At 71.9% G+C, this 19,599-nt stretch carries 15 protein-coding genes; 4 read left to right on the plus strand and 11 right to left on the minus strand.

Going from position 1 to position 19,599, the window contains the following annotated elements:
- Positions 1-2: 2 nt before the first annotated feature.
- The 3 genes from AS857_RS11730 to AS857_RS11740 all read right to left on the minus strand — a co-directional run bounded on the left by AS857_RS11730 (position 3) and on the right by AS857_RS11740 (position 3,566).
- Positions 3-1,199, minus strand: a complete 1,197-nt coding sequence (locus AS857_RS11730; protein ID WP_058043052.1) for a cytochrome P450 — start codon at positions 1,197-1,199, stop codon at positions 3-5.
- Between the two features lie 174 nt (positions 1,200-1,373).
- On the minus strand, positions 1,374-2,624 hold the full coding sequence (locus AS857_RS11735; RefSeq protein ID WP_058043053.1) for a threonine synthase: 1,251 nt from the start codon (positions 2,622-2,624) through the stop codon (positions 1,374-1,376).
- 24 nt (positions 2,625-2,648) lie between these two features.
- On the minus strand, positions 2,649-3,566 hold the full coding sequence (locus AS857_RS11740; protein WP_058044083.1) for an AraC family transcriptional regulator: 918 nt from the start codon (positions 3,564-3,566) through the stop codon (positions 2,649-2,651).
- A 106-nt stretch (positions 3,567-3,672) separates the two neighbouring features.
- Between AS857_RS11740 and AS857_RS11745 the strand changes: the two genes are divergently transcribed.
- Positions 3,673-4,641, plus strand: a complete 969-nt coding sequence (locus AS857_RS11745; protein WP_058043054.1) for an MBL fold metallo-hydrolase — start codon at positions 3,673-3,675, stop codon at positions 4,639-4,641.
- 75 nt (positions 4,642-4,716) lie between these two features.
- Here the strand turns inward: AS857_RS11745 and AS857_RS11750 are convergent, their stop codons facing one another.
- The 3 genes from AS857_RS11750 to AS857_RS11760 are packed head-to-tail and all read right to left on the minus strand — an operon-like array spanning position 4,717 to position 6,627.
- Entirely contained in the window at positions 4,717-5,136 is a 420-nt protein-coding gene (locus tag AS857_RS11750; protein ID WP_058043055.1) for an arsenate reductase ArsC, read from the minus strand.
- A complete protein-coding gene (arsB, locus tag AS857_RS11755; RefSeq protein WP_058043056.1) occupies positions 5,120-6,235 on the minus strand; it encodes an ACR3 family arsenite efflux transporter in 1,116 nt (371 codons plus the stop codon). Before arsB ends, AS857_RS11750 begins: the two co-directional genes overlap by 17 nt.
- Positions 6,232-6,627, minus strand: a complete 396-nt coding sequence (locus AS857_RS11760; RefSeq protein WP_058043057.1) for an ArsR/SmtB family transcription factor — start codon at positions 6,625-6,627, stop codon at positions 6,232-6,234. The genes arsB and AS857_RS11760 overlap by 4 nt, the downstream gene beginning before the upstream one ends.
- A gap of 121 nt (positions 6,628-6,748) precedes the next feature.
- On the opposite strand from AS857_RS11760, the gene AS857_RS11765 reads away from it, so the two are divergent.
- Positions 6,749-7,240: an ArsI/CadI family heavy metal resistance metalloenzyme gene (locus AS857_RS11765; protein ID WP_058043058.1), complete on the plus strand. Its 492-nt coding sequence runs from the start codon at positions 6,749-6,751 to the stop codon at positions 7,238-7,240.
- Positions 7,241-7,351: 111 nt separating this feature from the next.
- Positions 7,352-8,899 carry an alpha/beta hydrolase gene (locus AS857_RS11770; protein WP_063804229.1) on the plus strand — a complete coding sequence of 516 codons (1,548 nt, stop codon included), beginning with the start codon at positions 7,352-7,354 and terminating at the stop codon, positions 8,897-8,899.
- Between the two features lie 374 nt (positions 8,900-9,273).
- Here AS857_RS11770 and AS857_RS11775 read toward each other — a convergent pair whose 3' ends face one another.
- A complete protein-coding gene (locus AS857_RS11775) occupies positions 9,274-10,032 on the minus strand; it encodes an ArsR/SmtB family transcription factor (protein WP_058043060.1) in 759 nt (252 codons plus the stop codon).
- Between the two features lie 152 nt (positions 10,033-10,184).
- Positions 10,185-11,591, minus strand: coding sequence for an MFS transporter (locus AS857_RS11780; RefSeq protein WP_058043061.1), 1,407 nt, complete (start codon positions 11,589-11,591; stop codon positions 10,185-10,187).
- 194 nt (positions 11,592-11,785) lie between these two features.
- Here AS857_RS11780 and AS857_RS11785 point away from each other — a divergent pair, with 194 nt between their 5' ends.
- On the plus strand, positions 11,786-12,346 hold the full coding sequence (locus AS857_RS11785; protein ID WP_058043062.1) for a CGNR zinc finger domain-containing protein: 561 nt from the start codon (positions 11,786-11,788) through the stop codon (positions 12,344-12,346).
- A 15-nt stretch (positions 12,347-12,361) separates the two neighbouring features.
- Here AS857_RS11785 and AS857_RS11790 read toward each other — a convergent pair whose 3' ends face one another.
- The 3 genes from AS857_RS11790 to AS857_RS11800 all read right to left on the minus strand — a co-directional run bounded on the left by AS857_RS11790 (position 12,362) and on the right by AS857_RS11800 (position 19,592).
- On the minus strand, positions 12,362-13,759 hold the full coding sequence (locus AS857_RS11790) for an APC family permease (RefSeq protein WP_079110256.1): 1,398 nt from the start codon (positions 13,757-13,759) through the stop codon (positions 12,362-12,364).
- A gap of 165 nt (positions 13,760-13,924) precedes the next feature.
- Positions 13,925-17,437, minus strand: a complete 3,513-nt coding sequence (locus AS857_RS11795; RefSeq protein ID WP_063804230.1) for an NB-ARC domain-containing protein — start codon at positions 17,435-17,437, stop codon at positions 13,925-13,927.
- A 220-nt stretch (positions 17,438-17,657) separates the two neighbouring features.
- Positions 17,658-19,592, minus strand: a complete 1,935-nt coding sequence (locus AS857_RS11800) for an asparagine synthase-related protein (protein WP_063804231.1) — start codon at positions 19,590-19,592, stop codon at positions 17,658-17,660.
- Positions 19,593-19,599: the final 7 nt, after the last annotated feature.

Below are 19,599 nucleotides of genomic sequence, written 5' to 3' on the forward strand. Positions count from 1 at the left end.
GGCTACCAGGTGACCGGCAGGTCGACCGGCCCCCGGATCAACACCTCGGTCTGCCACCGCACCTGTGTCTGCGGCGTGGCCAGCCGCATCGTGGGCAGTCGGCGGGCCAGGGTGGCCAGCAGCAGCTCCGACTCCATGCGGGCGAGCATGGGGCCTACGCAGAAGTGCGGTCCGTGCCCGAAGGCGACGTGCGGCGGGCCTTGACGGTCCACGTCGATGCGACCGGGATCGGGGTAGACCTGCTCGTCCCAGTTGGCCGCGACGTAGGAGACGTAGACGAACTCCCCCTGACGGATCAGGACGCCGCCCACTTCGACGTCCTCGGTGGCGATCCGCGGCTGCCCGACCCCGTGCTTGTGCGGGATCCAGCGCAGCAACTCCTCCACCGCCTGCGGCACCAGCGCGGGTTCGGACTGCAGCCTGTCCAGCAGTCCCTTCTCGGTGAGCAGCGCGTACACCATGTTGGAGGCGTTGTTGCGGACCGCGTGCCAGCCGTTGAGCCCCATGAGGGTGGCCAGCGCAAGGAGCTCCTCCTCGTCGATGCGGCCTTCGTCGACGGCGGCCACCATCGCGCTCATCAGATCGTCCCGGGGCTCGGCCCGGCGCAGGGCGGCCAGTTCGCGGAAGTACGCCCTGGCCGCTTGCTGCACCTGCTTGGCGCGCTCGGCCGCTGCGTGGTCCGACGCCCTCGACAGCAGGATCTGGGCCCAGTCCCGCACGCGGGTACGGTCGGCCTCCGGGATGCCGAGCAGCTCGCTGATCACCTCCAGGGGAAACGGCGAGGTGACGTGGCGAATGACGTCGGCGGGCCGACCGGCTTCGAGCAATCCGTCGACCAGGCGGTCGAGGACGGCCTGGGCGCGAGGGCGCAGCAGGTCCATGCGGCGCTGGGTGAAGGCAGGGGCCACCACCGCGCGCACGCGTGCGTGATCGGGCGGGTCCACGAAGCTGACGGCCCTGTCGAGCGGGATGAAGTGCTTGGTCATCTTCGGGACGGACCGCCCGACGATGTCCCGGCTGAACCGCCGGTCCGAGGTGACGAACCGCACGTCGGCGTGCCGGGTAACGAGCCAGCAGTCACCTTCGCCGTGCGGTAGCCGGATCCGGGAAACCGGGGCGTCTTTCAGCGATTTCCAGAGGAAGGGGTCGAATTCCAGTGCCGGTAGATCGGTGACGTCGTACAGCCGCGGACATTCCATGTCACAGCCTCCTCTCCGTCATGGCTGCCCGCGGATTCCCTCGCCATACACATCCGGCAGGAGTGACGCGCACGTATCGCTTTCGCCGAGGGTGCAATTCAGAAACTCGGACACCCCGTCCCCGTCGGCGCATACACAAACCTGCACTACTCGTGTGCGGCAAAGAGGTTACGGTCAGTCACGGATTCCTGCGGCGCGCAGCCGCCGGGACACCTCTTCCCAGGAGGGGTCGACGGGCGTGGCGAGTTCCGGCGATGCACCCACGCCGCGATCCTTGAAGCCGCTGGACGTGGAGATGCAGACGACCGGCCCCTCCCGCTCCACCCCCGGCCCCGCGCTGCGCAGGCCGGCGAGCCCCGCGGCGGCCGAGAGCTCCGCCCACAGGCCGTGGCCGGCCAGCTCCGCCTGGGCGGCCCGCATCTGCTCGTCGCTGACCAGCAGCGCGCTGCCGCCGCTCCCGCGCACGGCCAGTACGCCCCGGATGCTGCCGACCGCGCAGTCGATGCCGTACGCGTCCGACTCGCCGACGTCGACCCGGACGGCCGGGACCCCTTGGCGCAGGGCGGCGTGGAGCGGGCCGCCGAGGGCGGGCTCGCAGGCGTGGATGCGCGGGACGCTCTCCGCCAGGCCGAGGCGGTGCAGTTCCGTGAACCCCTTCCAGACGCCGAAGAGCAGTTCGCCGTAGCCGGTGGGCACGAACACCGCCGAGGGGACGCCGAGGTCGGCGAAGATCTCGTACGCGACGGTCTTGTAGCCCTCGGCGCCGAAGGGGTGACCGGTGTGGGTCACCGCGAGGTTGCTGACCGGATGCAGGCCGGTGCGGTCGACGATGAGCCGCATCAGCGGCCAGCGGTCGGCAGCGGGCACAGGCAGGACCACCGCCCCGTAGGCGTTGAGGAAGGAGGCGACCGCGGGCGGCATGTCCGCGGATGCGAGCACGACGCAGCGCAGCCCGGCACGCGCCGCGTACGCGGCGGCGGACGCGCCGTGGTTTCCGGAGGAGGCGACGACGATGCCGCTCGCCCCGACGCCGACGGCGGCGCCGGCGGTGACCCGGTTGAGCCGGTCCTTGTGGCTCCATGTGGGGTTGCGGGACTCGTCCTTGACGAAGACCCCGTCCCCGATGTCGATCAGCGGGGTGCCGCCTTCCCCGAGTCCGGGGGCCAGCAGCGGGGGCAGCAGCGGGGCCCACCGGTTGTGACCTGCGCCGCGGCTGGAGCCGGTGTTGGAGTCCGCACCGGTGAACAGCGCCGGACTGGCCTTGTCGTATGCGTAATCCACCTCCAGCGGGTGGGCGATCGTGTCGGTGCTCGTGGTGGGGCACCCCGCGACCAGCGGCGGCCACAGCGGGTGGCGGACCTCCGGGTCGCCCAGGGATCGTTGGCTGGTGGCTAGCGAATCTCCTGCAGTCATCGACGTGGTCATGGCCGGGAGTCTAGAACCGGACGCTCAACGACCACCCTGTAGTTGTTCCCGATACCGGCCCGGCGTCGTCCCGAACTCCCTGTTGAAGGCGTGCGAGAGCGCGTACGGGCTGCCGTAGCCGACGCGGCGGGCGACGGTGGCGAGCGTATCCGGGGTGTCGCGGAGCAGGGTGGCGGCGAAGGTCAGGCGCCACCACGTCAGGTACGCCATCGGCGGGCGGCCGACCATGGCGGTGAACCGGCGGGCCAGGGTGGGCCGGGAGACGCCCGCCGCGGCGGCCAGGCGCTCGTTGGTCCACGGCGCGGCCGGGTCCGCGTGGAGCGCGCGCAGGGCGGCGGCCGTCACGTCGTCGCTCAGTGCGCCGGGCCAGGCTCCGGTCGTGCTCTCGGCCATCCAGGAGCGGATCATGTAGACGAGGAGGAGGTCGAGCAGGCTCGGCAGAGCCGTGTACGAACCGGGCCGCCGTTCGTCCAGCTCGCCGCCCAGCAGGCCGATGGCGGCACGGAGTTCGGGGTGGCTGCCCGCGCGGTTCGGCAGGTGGACGACCTTCGGCAGTTCCGCCATCAGCGGGTGCACGCGGCTGCGGTCGAGCCGGTACTTGCCGCACAGCATCTCCATGTCGCCGCGACCGGTGCCGGCTCGCGCACCGGGTCCGTCGCGCCACTGCTCGAACGGCACCGCCTTCTCCACGGCCGCCGCATCGAGTGCGGAATCGGCGAGCACATGGCCCGTACCGTGCGGCAGCAGCACCGCGTCACCGGCGCCGAGGGAGATCGGGGAGTCTCCGTCGGCCAGCAGCCAGCAGGCGCCCTCCAGGACGACGTGGAACCCGGCCCCGTCGTACGGCGGCATGCGCACGCACCAGCTGCCGCTCGCCCGCACCCGGTCGGAGAAGGGGCGTCCGAGGCGTACGGCGGAGAGTGCGTCGCTGACCACGTCCATGGCCGTCAGGGTATCGCCGGCGGGCATCAGGCGTGAGACGCCGACGTATTCAGGTGAGCAGAACAATCATTGAGGAGCTCAGGTCCCTCTCCCTAGGGTCGGGGACATGAAGAGCGAGGATGCGCAGAGCGAGAACGTGCAGGGCGAGAACGTGCAGAGCATGGTGCTCGGGGATGTCGAGGTCATCCGGGTCGTCGAGTGGCAGGGCCCGCTCCTGCCGGCCCGCGGCCTCGTCCCGGAGTCCGCCGCCGGGACGTGGAAGGACAACGAGGACTGGCTGGCGCCGGACCACTGGGAGCCGCACAGCGACAGAGCGGTATCGGCGCTGCAGAGCTGGGTGCTGCGCAGCGGCGGGCGTACCGTCCTCGTCGACACCGGCGTGGGCAACGGGCGCGAGCGGCCCGACTCCCCGCATTTCCACCACTGGCAGGGCGACTTCCTGGGCCGGCTGGCACAGGCCGGTATCCACCCGGAGGACGTCGACGTCGTCGTCAACACCCATCTCCACGTCGATCACGTCGGCTGGAACACCACGGGCGTGGGCGTGGGCGCAGGCGTAGGCGCCGAGGGGGAGTGGATACCGACCTTCCCCAATGCCGAATACCTCATCCCGGCCGCCGACGACTTCCACTACGGCCCGGACAACGGATACGGGAACGGGCTGCGGGAGGAGGACCGGCTGCTCTACGAGGACAGCATTGCGCCCATTCACAGGGCCGGCCGGGCCGTGCTGTGGGAAGGCGCCCACCGCATCGACGACCACCTCACGCTGGAGCCCGCGCCCGGCCACACACCGGGCTCGTCCGTCCTGCGGCTGACCTCCGGGACCGACCGGGCCGTCTTCGTCGGCGACCTGCTGCACAGCCCGGTGCAGATCCTCCAGCCCTCCTGCAACAGCTGCTTCTGCCTCGACCAGGACCAGGCGGCGGCCAGCCGCCGCCGAATCCTGGAACGGGCCGCAGCCGAACGCGAACTGGTCCTCCCTGCGCACCTCGGCGGGGCGGGTGCCATGGAAGTCCGCAAGGAGGGTGACGGGTTCGCTCTGGAACGGTGGGCGGTCTACGACAAGGCGTAGCAAAGGGGGCCGGAGGGTCTCCGAGTCCCCGAGTCCCCGAGTTGCCGATGGCCATGGCGCCGGTGGCGCCCGTGGTCATGCGCGGGCCTGGACGCCGAGTTCGGTGAGCAGGACCCGGACGCGGTGTTCGATGTCGTCGCGGATCGGGCGGACCGCGTCGACGCCCTGGCCGGCCGGGTCGTCGAGCTTCCAGTCCAGGTAGCGCTTGCCGGGGAAGTACGGGCAGGCGTCGCCGCAGCCCATGGTGATCACCACGTCCGACGACTGCACCGCCTCCACCGTGAGCACCTTCGGAGTCTCGGCCGAGATGTCGATGCCGACCTCCCGCATGGCTTCGACGACGGCGGGGTTGACGGTCTCGGCGGGCGCCGAGCCGGCGGAGCGGACGTCGACGCGGCCTGCGCCGAGGTGGGTGAGGAAGGCGGCGCCCATCTGGGAGCGTCCGGCGTTGTGGACGCAGACGAACAGCACCGAGGGCTTACGGGACTCGGACACGGGCGGAACCTTCCGGGGCGGCGGCCGACGGGCCGGTGGCAGGGTGGGGGAAGCAGCGGCGGCGGGCGGCCAGCGCGACGTGGACGAGGCCGATGAGGACGGGGACCTCGATGAGGGGCCCGACGACCCCGGCGAGGGCCTGGCCGGAGGTGGCGCCGAAGGTGGCGATGGCGACCGCGATGGCGAGCTCGAAGTTGTTGCCGGCGGCGGTGAACGCCAGTGTCGTCGTCCGCGGATAGTCCAGGCCGACGGCGCGGCCCAGGGCCATGGATCCGGCCCACATGACGGCGAAGTAGACGAGCAGCGGCAGCGCGATCCGGGCCACGTCCCAGGGCTGCGAGGTGATCGCCTCGCCCTGGAGGGCGAAGAGCACGACGATCGTGAACAGCAGTCCGTAGAGGGCGTACGGGCCGATGCGGGGGATCAGCTTCGCCTCGTACCAGGTGCGGCCCTTGGCCTTCTCGCCCAGGCGGCGGGTGAGGTAGCCGGCGGCGAGCGGGATGCCGAGGAAGATCAGCACGGAGCGGGCGATCTCCCATACGGACGCGTCCAGGCCCGTGCTCTCCAGCCCGAGCCGGTCGGGCAGGAAGGAGAGGTAGAACCAGCCGAGCGCGGAGAACGCGATCACCTGGAAGACGCTGTTGAGCGCGACCAGGACGGCGGCGGCCTCGCGGTCGCCGCAGGCAAGGTCGTTCCAGATGATCACCATCGCGATGCACCGGGCGAGACCCACGATGATCAGGCCCGTGCGGTACTCGGGCAGGTCCGGCAGGAACAGCCAGGCCAGGGCGAACATCACCGCCGGGCCGACGATCCAGTTGATCACCAGCGACGGGACGAGGAGGCGGCGGTCGCGGGTGACGGCGTCGAGGCGGTCGTAGCGGACCTTGGCCAGCACCGGGTACATCATCACGAGCAGGCCGAGCGCGATCGGCAGCGAGACGCCGGTGACGGTGACCTTCGCCAATGCGTCCCCCAGCCCGGGGACGAGGCGGCCCAGGCCGAGACCGGCACCCATCGCGGCCAGGATCCACACCGCGAGGTAGCGGTCGAGGAAGGACAGCCGGGCCGCCACGGGGGCGGTGCTCGCGCGGGTCACGAGAGAGCTTCGGCCGGCTCGGGCAGGGGCTGCCCGGCGGGGCGGGTGAGGATCCCGGCGAGCCGGTCGGTCATCTCCGGCAGCAGCCGGTAGAACACCCACGTCCCGCGCCGCTCGGAGGCGATCAGGCCGGCCTCGCGCAGGAGCTTGAGGTGGTGGGAGACCGTCGGCTGGGACAGGTCGAACGCGGGGGTGAGGTCGCAGACGCACACCTCGCCGCCCGCCCGGGAGGCGATCATCGACAGCAGCCGGAGCCGGACCGGATCGCCCAGGGCCTTGAAGACCTTCGCCAGCTCGGCGGCCTGGTCCTCGGCCAGCGGGGCGGTCAGCAGGCCGGGGCAGCAGCCGTCGGGGCCGTCCTGCCCGAGCACCACGAACTCTTGATTCGACATATCTCTATGTTGACGTCTGTCGATCCAAGGCGCAAGCTTGTATCGAAGATGATCGATACAAGAGGATCGATACGAGAAGGTCGAGAAGGTCGAGAAGATCGAGAAGGTCGAGGAGATCGCCATGCCCCGTATTCAGCTGGCCCTCAACGTCGCCGACCTCGAAGCGTCGGTGACCTTCTACTCCAAGCTCTTCGGCGTCGAACCGGCCAAGCGCCGGCCCGGCTACGCGAACTTCGCCATCGCCGAGCCCCCGCTGAAGCTCGTCCTGATCGAGGGCGAGCCCGGTCAGGACACCCGCCTGGACCACCTGGGCGTCGAGGTCGAGAGCACCGAAGCGGTCACGGCCGCCGCCGATCGCCTCAAGGAATCCGGCCTGGCCACCTTCGAGGAGAACGACACCTCCTGCTGCTACGCCCTCCAGGACAAGGTCTGGGTCCACGGCCCCGGCCGCGAACCCTGGGAGGTCTACGTCGTCAAGGCCGACGCCGCCACCCTCGGCAAGAGCCCCGGCCCGAACGACGGCGACGCCTGCTGCGCGGGCTCGGAGGCGAGCGAGAGCAGCAAGGCGGAGACGGAGACGGAGGCGTCTGTCGGCTGTGGCTGCGGCAGCTGACCCTGTGGCCGACCGGGAAGTGGCGTGGCCGGGAAGGTGGCGTGGCCGGGATTGGTCGTCCGGGAGGAATCCGCCTTGCCCTCTTGATCGCGACGGGGCTGGGATGGGCGTATGACCAATCAAGACCGGCGTACGCCACGTGCCGTACGACACGGCGTGGCCCTGGGCGCCAGCGCCCTGGGGCTGCTCGCAACCACACTCTCCCCTACTGCTCATGCGGCTTCCCCAGCCCCGGCGACCCAGGCGTCGAGCGCATCCTTACCGGCCGCCTCCCCCGTCGCCTGGAAGCCGTGCAGCGAGGGATCCGCCGTTCAGTGCGGCACGATACGTGTCCCGCTGGACTGGAAGGAGTCGAAGGATCCGGCGGGACGAAAGATCGACGTCAAGGTCGCCCGGGTTCCTGCGCGCGACCAGGCCCACCGCGTCGGCGCACTGTTCTTCAACCCCGGCGGCCCCGGCGGCCAGGGGGCGACGATGCTCCAGTACGGCGCCGCCGACACGCAGTTCCGGGGTCCGCTGCGGGAACGGTTCGACATCGTCAGCCTCGACCCCCGGGGGACCGGCGGCAGCCAGGCCCTGGACTGCGGCCCGGTCCTCGACCCCGGCCAGGTCGTCTTCCCCAAGGGCCCCCGCGAGTACGAGGAGATGAAGCGGAACAGCCGAGCCCGTGGCGAACGCTGTCTGGCCCGGCACGGCGACCTCGTCCGCAACGTCGACACCGTCTCAGTCGCCCGCGACATGGACGCCTTCCGCGCAGCGCTCGGCGAGCAGCGCATCAACTACCTCGGCGTGTCCTACGGCACCTTCCTCGGCGCGACCTACGCCCAGCTGTTCCCGCACCGGATCCGGGCCATGGTGCTGGACGGCCCCGTCGACCACGCCTCGGGCCCGGCCCGCTTCCTGCGCGAGGAAGCCGCCGCGATGGAGGGCGAGTTCGATCGCTTCGTCGCCTGGTGCGCGAAGGACAGCGCGTGCGCGCTGCACGGCGAGGACGCGGGCGCGGTGTACGACCGGGTCGTGGCCCGCGCCGACCGCACCCCGATCCCGGCGCCCGGCACGAAGGTCGCAGCCGTCAACGGTGACTGGATCCGTATGGCCCTGCCCGAACAACTCCTGCGGTTGCGCCTGCTCGAGGACGCGATGGGGGTGAACGCCTGGGTGAAACTGTCCGAGCGGCTGGCCGCCGCAGACCGCCACGACGACGCCTCCGGTCTCGTCGAGGGCGGCAGTTACGTCGGCAACCCGGACAGCCCGTACACGGTCGTGTCCTGCCTGGACTTCCCGCCGCAGTTCACCGGCTACACCGACGCCGCGGCCCGGCTGGCCCGAGCCCGTAGGGCCGCCCCGCGCACGGGTGCGGCCGCGGAGGCGTGGATCATGTCCGCTTCCTGCGCGGACTGGCCCGTCAAGGCGACCAACCCGTGGCAGCCGACCACCGTGCGCGGAGCCCCGCCGATCCTCGTCGCCGCCAACACCCACGACCCGGCGACGCCGCTCCCGGGCGCCCGCCGCCTGGCCCGCCAGATCTCCGGCAGCCGGCTCCTGGTCACCGACGTGAACGGGCACGTCTCGTACTACAACTCCGCCTGCGCGCGGGAGCGCGAGACCGCGTACCTGATCAGCACCAAGCTGCCGGCGCAGCTCACCTGCCGGGGCTGACGGTGGGCACTCGGGCAACACCCATCTGCGGTAACCGGAGTCGTGGGGCCGGGGAAGCGCTGCTCTGATGGACACGGGTGGGCACGTACCCGTTCGGATGAGCAGGAGGCAAGGCATGATCGGTGGCCGACGTGAGGACGAGTCCGGGAAGGCTGCCCGAGGTGAGCGGTCGCCTGGGCGCGGGCAGGCGGATTCCCCTTCGCGTGAGGACGCGATGAGCAGGCGTCTGGCCGACTGGGAGGAGGAGGGCGGGGCGCTGCCCGAATCCCAGCCCCGGTCGAAGGGACCTGCTCATCGCGGCGGCCGCTGACGGTTCCGCCCTCGTCCTGGTTCGGCGTCCGCGCTCCCTCGCCCCTGGTGCCGCGGGCCGGGGCTCAGCCCCGGCCCCACAGGTCCACGGGCAGAGGGCTGCCCGTCTCCAGGTACGTCTTGAGGTTGGACAGGACGGTCGACCAGCCGCCGGCGGCCAGACGCTTCTCGGCCTCGTCGCGGAGGTTCTCGTGGGTGACGGTGAGCCGGACGACGTCGCCGAGGGCCTTGATGTCGAAGGTGACCTTCGAGGGGCCGTCCGGGCGCTCCTCGTCGGGGCCGGCCCAGGTGGTCACGAGGCGCTTGGGCGGATCGCTCTCCACCACGGTGCCGACCACGTCTGCCACGCCCGAACCGTCGATGCGGACGTGCTCCCAGGAGGAGCCGACCTGCCAGTCGGAGACGTTGCTGTGCCCCCAGTAGGCGGCGGTCGCATCGGCGTCGGTCAGGGCATCCCAGACCTTCTCGGGCGTGGCGTGGATGTAGGTGGTGTAGACGAACTCGGGCTTGGTGCTCATGGCTGCTTCGGCTCTTTCCTTCAGCGCGCTCAGGGCCCGGAGGCGCGGGCGCTCGAACTTGTCGATCCACCGCTCCTGGATCTCGTGGAGTGGTACGGGGTTGAGGTAGTGGAGTTTTTCCCGGCCCCGCCTGACGGTGCTGACGAGGTTCGCGGCCTCCAGGAGGCCCAGGTGCTGTGTGGCGGACTGGCGTGACATCGCCAGGCTCTCGCACAGCTCTCCCAGGGACTGGCCGTTGTTCTCGTGCAGCCGGTCGAGCAGGTACCTGCGGGTCGGGTCAGCCAAGGCCTTGAAGACCTTGTCCATATCGCTGCTCACACCTCCATCATGCAGGCATTTACCTGCATGTCAATCGAAGGCCGGCCGGTGATGCGATGGCGCGGCTTCGTGGAAAGTGCTCTGACCTGGGGAAATACCTCTGCTGGAGAGCCCCCGCAGCCTCTCGCAGGCCGCCTCGATCACCCTCGACGCGGGCGCGGGCGCGGACCGAGGCGGTGGTGGGCCGGCGGGTCCCCGGCCTCCGTCGCGTCGGCGAGGACGCGGAGGCGGGCCAGGGGGGAGCGGACGACGAACAGCAGCGCCGTCAGGGTGGCGAGCCCGGCCGCGGCGAGGGTGGCGCGCAGGCCGATCACTCCGCCCAGCCAGCCGCCGAGGAGCGCGCCGAGGGCGGCGGTGCCGGTGACGAGGAAGCGGTAGCCGGCGTTGGTCCGTCCCAGGAGCTCGGGGGGTACGACGGTCTGCCGGAGGCTCACCACGTGGATGTTGCTGATGGCCACGCCCGCGCCGTTGAGCACGAGCGCGACCGCGATGACGGCCACGGCGGCGGCACGTCCGCCGCTTCCGTTCCCGTCCCCGTTGCCGCCGGCGATCGGGATGAGCAGCGGTGCGGCGCAGGCGAGTGCCGTCGTGGCCACGATGGTGCGGCCCAGTCCCCATCGGCGCGCCAGCCGTCCGGCCAGCACGCTGCCTGCGAAGGCACCGACTCCGCTCATCGCCAGCATCGTTCCCAGGAGGAGGGCGGAGAAGTGCAGCTCCCGGGAGAGGTGGAGCACGAGGACGGCCCAGAACGCCTGGTTGAAGAGGTTGTAGGTGGCGGCTTCGCCGGCGATGGCGCGGAGGTGGCGGTGGTGGGCGACCAGGCGCAGTCCCGCTCCGATCCGGGTGAGGACCGGCCCTGGATCGGTGGCGGTGGCAGTGGCAGTGGTGGAGGCAGTGGCAGTGGCAGTGGCAGTGGTGGCGGTGGTGGAGGCGGTTGCGGGTCCGGCCTCGGGGCGGCGGATGAACAGCAGGGCGATGGCGGAGACGAGGTAGGTGAGAGCGTCCAGGAGGACGGCGACGGGGGCCGTCGCCAGGCCGACGATCAGACCGCCGATGCCGGGGCCGCCCGCCTGGGCTATGGAGCGGCTTCCCTCCAGTTTGCCGTTGCCCTCGATGAGCTGATCCCGTTTCACCAGGGAGGGCAGATACGCCTGGTAGGCGAGGTCGAAGACCACGGTGAGGGTGGCGGCGGCGAAGACGATGGCCGCCAGCAGCTCGACGCGCAGCAGACCGAGAACGCTGGTGAGGGGGATCAGGGCCAGCACCGCCGCGCGGCCGAGGTTGGCCCCGATCATGATCGGCCGCCGCCGTCGCTGATCGACCCACACCCCGGCGAGGAGGGTGAACAGCAGATAGGGCAGGAACTGTGCGGCGTTGATCAGTCCCATCTGGAACGGGCCGGCGTCCAGGACGGTGACGGCGAGAAGGGGGATCGCCAGCATGGAGATCTGCGTGCCGAACATCGACAGGCTCTCGGCGCCCCAGAACTTCAGGAAGTCGGCGTCGCGCCACAGCCCGCCGCGCTTGACCTCCGGTTGCTCGAGCACATCCGTGTCCTGGGATGGCATGGCGCTCCGATCTCCGTAAGCCTTCGTAACCTGTGTCTTCGTTTTACCGGTGTCTCGGCTCGACCGGGGTAACCTGTCACGTGGGTTTGGTGGTGTCAATCGGATGGGCCCAATCAGATAGGTCAATCGGATGGGCCAATCGGATGGGCCAATCGGAGTGGAGAGGGGCGGTCATGCCGCAGCAGTCGGGAGTGCGGTCGCAGCCCGCGTCGGCCCCGGGAGCGCTGGAGGTCGTGCAGGACTTCTGCAACTCCCTGCATGTCGAGCGAGGAACGGACGCCCTGGCCGACCCCGTCACGGCTCCGGGCCGGCTCCGGGACATCGGCCTGCCCGCCGAGGACGGGATGCGCGATGAGGAGCTGGCGGAGCTGGTCCGGCTGCGCACGGCCCTGCGCGACCTGGTGCATACGGGGAGCGATGCGGGGGCGAGGGTGCGCGCGGTCGAGTGCGTCGCGGAGGTGGCGGCCGGGCTGCGTTACGCGCTCAGGGCGGACGGAGCCGGTCGGCTCGGCTTCGAGCCGGTCGGCTCCCCGGCCGAGCGGATCGCCGGCATGATGCTGAGCCGGGTGCACGACGCTCAGCGGGACGGCACCTGGGAGCGATTGAAGATCTGCCGCAGCGACGCGTGCGCGTGGGTGTTCTACGACCACTCACGCAACCACTCCGCCGTGTGGTGCGCGATGGGGGTGTGCGGGAACCGGCAGAAGGTCTCGCGCTATCGGGGCAAGCGGTAGCAGCTGCCGGACCGCTCACGCCGCTTCGGCGCGGGCCTCGGCGTCGTCGATCCCCGTGGGGCGGCCCGCCCGGACCCAGAGGAGATGGAGCGCACCGGCGACGAAGAGCGTGGCGGTGAGGGAGAGCGTCGGCCAGCCGCGGAGGAGGTTCACCGCGAGGGTGAAGGCGACGGCGCCGGCGGCCGCACCGTTCAGCCACGCGAGGGCGGTCTTGCGTTCGGTGCGGGCGAAGCGGGTCATGGCCATGAGGCCGACAAGGAAGCTCACGAAGACGGCGACCGCGTAGAAGAGCACGAGCTCCTGCTCCTTCCCGGCGGCGGCCACGATGATCAGCCCGGCGGCGGCCAGGTGGACGACCACGGCCCAGTACGGGGTGTGGTGGCGGTTGGTGCGACCGAAGGCCGCGGGCAGCACGCCGGGGCGCTCCGCCGTGCCCGCGAGCGCCTTGAACAGTCCCGGACCGGCCTGGAAGGACGAGCTGGCGGCAGCGAGCAGCAGCAGGGAACTGGTCAGCTGGAACGCGCCGTACAGCCGGCCGGATCCGGCCGCCGCCCGGGCGATCCCGGCGATCTGGGTCGAGTCATGGCCGGGGATGCCGATGCGCAGACGTACGGCCAGTACGGTCAGGGCCAGCGTCAGCCCGCCGACGATGACCAGGAGCAGGGCCAGTGTGCCCCGGCCGAAGCGTCGGCGCCGGGCGTCGTCGAGCCGGCCGAGCTGCGCGATCGCCGTCGCGGGCGCTTCGACGCCGGTGGCCAGGGCCATCGCCACGGGAAACGCCAGGACGACCGCCAGGGCCGCCGACCGGCCGGGATCGGTGGCGGGCGGCGCTTCCCCGATCGCGTGCGGCGAGACGAAACCGAGCACGAGGACGGCGACGGAGACCAGTACGAACAGCAGCGTCATGACGGCGAACAACAGCCTGCCGCCGTGCCCGAACCACGTCAGCCCCGCCACCACGAGCAGCAGGAGCAGCGCGAGCGGGATGCGGAACGCCGCCAGCCCGGGGAAGAGCGCGATGACGGCGCTCGCGGCGGCGGCGATGGAGATCCCGATGGTGAGCACGAAGTCCACGACCAGCGCCCCGATCGGCACGAACGTCCAGCGCGGCCCGAAGGCCCGCCCGGCCGCGGCCGCGGCCCCGCCGCCCTGGGGGAACCGGCCCACCAGCTGCCAGTAGTTCGCGGTGACGACCACGACCAGGCCCACCACCAGGGCCATCGTCGGAAGGAGCAGGGCGAGGTCGCCGTGCAGCGCACGCAGCGCCGCTTCGATCGCGTACGCGACGGAGGACACCGGATCGGCGATCACGGCGAAGGAGAAGGCGAAGAAGAGGACCGGGCGGCGCGGCCCGCGGCGGCCGGCGGGGGTTGCAGTGACGGCGGCGGGAGCACCCGGCTCGGAGGTGGTCATCGCGGGGGCCTTTCGCGGCGAGAGCCGGAACTCATGGAAGAGCCCATGCGCCTCCGGCCGCCGACCAGGCTTCCCGGCACTCCTGACGTCAAGGGTACGTTCGGATCCCGTCAAGGAGAGGCTCAAATGCGTTTGATCTCAAGGGATTTGTAGGGCCCGGTCTCGTCAGAAGCTGCTCGCACCGGGGTGGTAGTCGTAGCCGAACAGGCCTCCCCGCCCTCCGGCGAACAGGACTCTGCCGTCGGCGCTCCAGGCGCAGCAGCGCAAGGGGCTGTCGGTGCGCATGAGGGTCAGTGCCGCTCCGGAGGAAGGGTCCCAGATGCGCAGGGTGCCGTCCTCGCTCACGGTGGCCAGCCGCCGGCCGCTGAACGCCAGTGCCGTGGCGCGGCCTTCGCGGTGGAGGAGCGGGCGGAGGACGGCGCCTGTGCCGGGGTCCCAGATGTGCACGGTCCCGCTGCTGCTGACGGTGGCGAGCATGGTGCCGTCCGGGCTGAAGGCCACCGACTGAAGGGCGCCGATGCTGTGGTGGGTGAGGGCGCGGCCTGCGGTGCCCGCGGCGAGGTTCCAGAGGGCGGCGGATCCCTGGTCGTCGACGGTGGCGAGAGTGCCGCCGTCCGGGCTGAAAGCCATGGCACGCACGTGGCGCAGGGCCCCGCCTGCGGGCAGGGTGCGCCGGACGGTGCACCCGGGCAGGTCCCAGAGATCCACCACTCCGCGGCTGTTCGCGACGGCCAGCACGGTCCCGTCCGGGCTGAAGGCCACGGCCTGTACGTCGCGGACGCCCTCCTCGGGGAACGCGCCGGAGGGCATGCCCGTCACCCGGTCCCAGAGCCACATCTGCCCGTCCTCGCCGACCGTGGCGAGCATGGCCCCGACGGGTCTGAAGGCCACCACGTACGCTCCCCTGATGTAGTCCGTGAGAGTGCGCAGGGGGGCGCCGGTCGCCGGGTCCCGCAGCCGTACTCCGCCGTCGTCATCGGTGGTGGCCAGCCACGAGCCCGCGGCGACGGCGACCTCGCGCACACCCATGGCGCCGCCGACGAAGGTGTCGGCCGCCGGATCCCGTAGCCGTACGGCCCGGTCGGAGCCCGCTGTCGCGAGCAACGCGCCGTCGGGGCTGAAGGCGAGCGCGTTCACGTAGCCTTCGTGACCGGTGACGGTGCGCACGGCGGCGCCGGTCACGGGATCCCACAGCCGCACGGCCTGGTCGTAGCCCGCAGAGGCGAGGAGAGCGCCGTCGGGGCTGAAGGCCAGCGCGTTCACATAGCCCACGTGGCCCGTGAGGGTGTGCAGGGCCGCACCGGTGACCGCATTCCACAGCCGTACGCGCCGGTCCTCACCCGCCGTGGCGAGCAGGGCGCCGTCGGGGCTGAAGGCCATCGCGCGGACGCCCGGCACGCGCTCGGGCAGGGACCTGACGACCCGATCGGTGGGATCGCTCCAGATCGTCACGCGCCCCTCGCCGTCGGCTGCGGCCAGCAGGACGGCATCCGGACCGAGGGCGACCACGCGTACTCGGCCGGAGGAGATTCTGTCACCGGTGGGCCTGGCGTGACTGGTGGCCGGATCCCAGCGGCGTATGAGCCGGTCCTCGCCGATGGTGACGAGGTCGTCGTCGGCACTGAACGCCACTGCTCTCACGAGACCTTCGTGACCGCCCAGAATCTGCACCGCCGCGCCGGTCACCGGGTCCCAGAGCCGGACCCGCCCGTCGCCGTCGGCCGTGGCGAGCAGCGTTCCGTCCGGGCTGAAGGCCAGCGCCCGGACCCTGCCATTGCCGCTGAGGGTGTGCAGGGCGGCACCCGTGACGGGGTTCCACAGCCGCACCTGCTCGTCGTCGGCGGTGGCGAGCACGGCCCCGTCAGGACTGAAGGCCACCGTCCGTACCTCCCCGGTGCTGCCGGTGAGCGTGCGCAGGAGCGACGGGTCGGGCAGGTCGGGGGGCGGCCAGCGGTTGGCCAGGGTCGGGTGGAGGGCGGCGTGCGGCTGATCGCTCCACTGCGGCAGGGCGGTCAGCCGGCTGCGCAGCACCGGGCCGAGCGCGTGCGGCGGGTCGGTGGGGGAGAGGAGGTGGGCCGCGCGGGCCACGTCCCTGGCGCGCGTGCGAGCGATCGGTCTGTCGATCTGGTCGAGGTCGCGCCAGACGCTCGTCGGGCCGCGCTGGCCCAGCCGTGCCTGCACCCATCGCAGGTCACCGGCCAGGGCCTCGGCCTCGGCAGCCCATCCGGCCTCCAGCAGGTGCTCGATGAGGTGGTCCTGCAGGTACCCGTCGGTTGTCTGCCACCACGCCACTTCCGCCGCCGGGGTCACTGTGGTCACCGCGCTCCCCCCACTGCCGACGGGCTGCAGCCTCGTGGCGACCGCGTCGAGGAACGCCCTGTTCACCCCGGCCCTGTCGGCGGCGAGTTCGGCGCGCAGGTAATCGCGTACGACGTCGTGCAGGGCGATGGTGCCGCCGTCGACCGACCCGTCGAGCCGGAGCAGCGACAGGTCGGCCATCTGTGCGCACAGCGCGCGGGCATCGGGCTCGGCCAGACCGCCGGTCGCCCGCCACAGCAGCGCGACCAGCGGCAGCGGAACCACTTCGTCCTCCGCGAAGATCCCGAGCTCGGCGAACCTGCGCCCGCCGTCGTGCGGCAACAGCGCCGTGGCGGCCCGGACACTGGCGCGCACCGCCGTGTTCCTCCGGGCCGAATCGTCCAGGTCCAGCGGCCGGTCGGGCTGGGGGTCCGCGCCGGCCGGACCGAGGGCGCGGAGCCGTTCGAGGATCGCCTGCGCCACGGCGCCGGCCGGCATCCCCGTGGCGGCCTGCACCACGATCAGCTGGTTGACGAGCCGCAGGAGCAGGGCCCACCGCCCCGTCGCCTTGATCAGGGCCTCCACGAGCGGCTCCGGCAATGCGGGGTCCAGCCGGTACGTGAGAACGGCGCGCGCCTGGGCCGGAGACATGCGATCGACCACGGCCCGGATCGCCTGGGGCGGCAGGGCAGCGGGCTTGCGGGTCGTCACCAGCCGTACGCAGCGGTCCTGGGCGCCGCGCAGGAACGGCTCCAGCTGCTCCGGCTCCCACACGTCGTCGATGACGAGGAGCGTGCGCGGGCGCTGGGCGAGCAGACGGCCCAGGTGGTCACCCGCCCGGCCCGGGTCGTCGCCGGACTCGAGCGTGTCGCCGGTGATGAACCGGGTTGCCTCGGCCACCTTCGCCGCGATCGCCGCCCGGCTGCGCACGTTGCGCCCGACGGTGACGACGTACACGCGCCCGCGGAAGGCGCGACGCACCTTCGGGTGGGCGCACACCATGTGCGCGAGGGTCGTCTTGCCGAAGCCGCCCGCCCCGTGGAGCCCGGTGGTGATGCCGACGGCGGCGTGGCGGCCCCGGTCGCGTCCCTGTCCTTGTCCCTGTCCCTTCCCTTGTCCCTGCCCTCGTCCCTGTCCGTGCCGGTGGCCGCGGCTTCGGAAACGGAGCCACGCCCGGGAACGGAGCCACGCCCGCACCCCGGCCTGCGCGCACACGGCCGCGACGACCTGCTCCGCCTCGGCGCGGTCGACCACCCACTCGGGGATCGCCGGCGGGGGAGGCGGGGGCGGATCGTTGGACACCGCGCCGCCATTCGGGCCGTACCCCAAGCCGACGAGCAGGGCCACGATGCCCGCGCCACCGCCGAGGACGCTCGCCACCGGATCGGCTTCCGCCCATCCTCCGCGTATCACCGTCACCAACAGCCAGACCCCGGCGGCCGCACACACCCCGACTGCCGCCTGACCCGACCGCCGCCCCCAGTTCCCCATGGTGATGGATGATCCCGGCGGTACGGGCCACCTGTCAGCCCTTCCGCCGTGCCGACACCGAACCGGGACGGTGGGCGGCCGCCGTCCCCGAACGCGGCCGGGGTGACGGTCATCCACCGCCTGATGGAACGCCCGGACGAATGTCTGGACGAATGCCCGGACGAACGTCGGCGCGGAGCCACGTCTCGCAGGCGACCGTCTGGGACAACGACGTGAGGATGTGGGTCGTGGGGTGCAGACCGAGCAGCGCTGCGCGCAAGGGTGCGGGGTCGATGAGCCCCATGCCCGCGAGCAGGGAGTCGTCGAAGAGGTCCAGGAGTTCGCCGCGGTGGCGGCGCAAGGCGGCGTAGAAGTCGGCGCTGTAGTCGCCCTTGGTGGTACGGGCCAGGAGCGGATCCGGGAGGATGCCGCGCATCGCGGCGATCAGGATGGGCTTGCCGGATGAGGGTGAGGCCCCGTGCCCGGCGGCCCGGTCGTGCAGGCGGACCGACAGGGCAGCATCCATCACCGCATCGTCCAGGCACGGCGCGGCCAGGGGCAGTCCGGCCCGCCCGGTGGCCTGGCCGAGGCGGCGAACCGCGCTTCCCGTGGCCCGCGCGTAAAGGATCGCCGCATGTTGCGCGCGCTGCCGGGCCAGGGGCTCGGTGGCACCGGCGGTACCGGGGACGGCCTCATCTGCCTCATGCATCTCATGCATCTCGTGCATCTCGTGCATCTCGTGCAGCAGTTCTTGGACGTACCGGACCGCCTCCGCAGTTGCCCACGGCGGCATGCGCAGCACCGGCCCCCATGCCATGGAAGGCATGGCGGCGGAGGCGTCGGGCAGAGTGGTCAGTCGATCGGCGGCGCGCGCAAGCCAGTGCGCGTACGTGGTGTGCTCGGTGAGCGCGCGCAGCAGCGGTGCGAGTGGCTGCCGCAGCCGCAGGCGGTGGGCACGGATGTAGGCGGGTGCCTTGAGCGGGTGCTCGCGGACCAGGTCGTGGAGGTAGCGGGGGGTGAGCGTGAAGAGTTCGTCGCCGCCGTAGCCGGTCAGGTGCAGCCGGGAGCCTGCGGCGGTCATCCGCTGGGTGAGGTCGTCCAGGCGTGCCCTGTCGCGCACCCAGGTGCCCGGCTCCTCCCACGGCGGATACGGGCCGTTCACCCTGGCGAACCACAGCGGGATCCGCTCCCTGCTCACCTGCTGGTGCTCTGCACCTGGCAGGGCGGCCACGGCGCGCCGCGTCCAGTCGGCGTCGTCGTTGCAGGGGTCGGTCGCCTCCCGGTGCAGGGTGACCAGCCGGGCCGGGCCGCGGGCCGCCAGGAGGCACAAACTGGTGGAGTCCAGCCCGCCGGACAGGTCGGCGCTCACCGTACCGCCGTCGGCAGTGCAGGAGTCGACGGCGGCCGACAACGCCTCTCGTAGCGTGGCAGCTCCCTCCTGCAGGGGGAGGGTCGGCTCGGGCGCCCGCCACCAACGCCGCACGACCGCCCGGCCGTCGGGCTCGATCAGCAGACAGTGGTCGGGTGGCACCGCCGTGACGCCCCGCCGGATGCTCCTGCCGTCCAGCGAGTGAACCGCTCCGGCTGCCAACAGCCGGGCAGCCAGTACCCTTTCGTCCACAGGAGCGCCGATCACCTCGGCCAGCATGTCGCAGCGGTCGGATGCCACCGTCACTCCGCCGACCCGGGCGTGAAAGACGCGGCGGACCGCGGAGGCGCTGCCGCGGACTCGTCCCCGTCCCCCTGCCCAGACCACCAGGTGGAAGCTGCCTGCCAGCCCGTCGACGATCTGTTCGACCTCGTCGATGTGGTTCGCCTCGGCAAGACGGGCCGCGCGCGACGAAAGCCCGGTCGTGGTCACCGGACACCGCCCGATCACCGCCACGCGCACCGCCCCGGCCTCGGCGACCGTCACATGCCCGTCAGGCCAGCGTCCGAGCAACCACGGCCGGCCGGACCCGTGCAGAACGACTCGATCGGCCGCCGGGCGCAGCGCACGTGCTGCTGCCGTGCAGGCGGCCGCTTGACTGTCGGGCAGGACGGCGAACCACACGTCTTCCGGCATCAGCAAC

Origin of the sequence: Streptomyces roseifaciens (assembly GCF_001445655.1) — a bacterium.
GTDB classification, from domain to species: Bacteria; Actinomycetota; Actinomycetes; order Streptomycetales; family Streptomycetaceae; genus Streptomyces; species Streptomyces aureoversilis.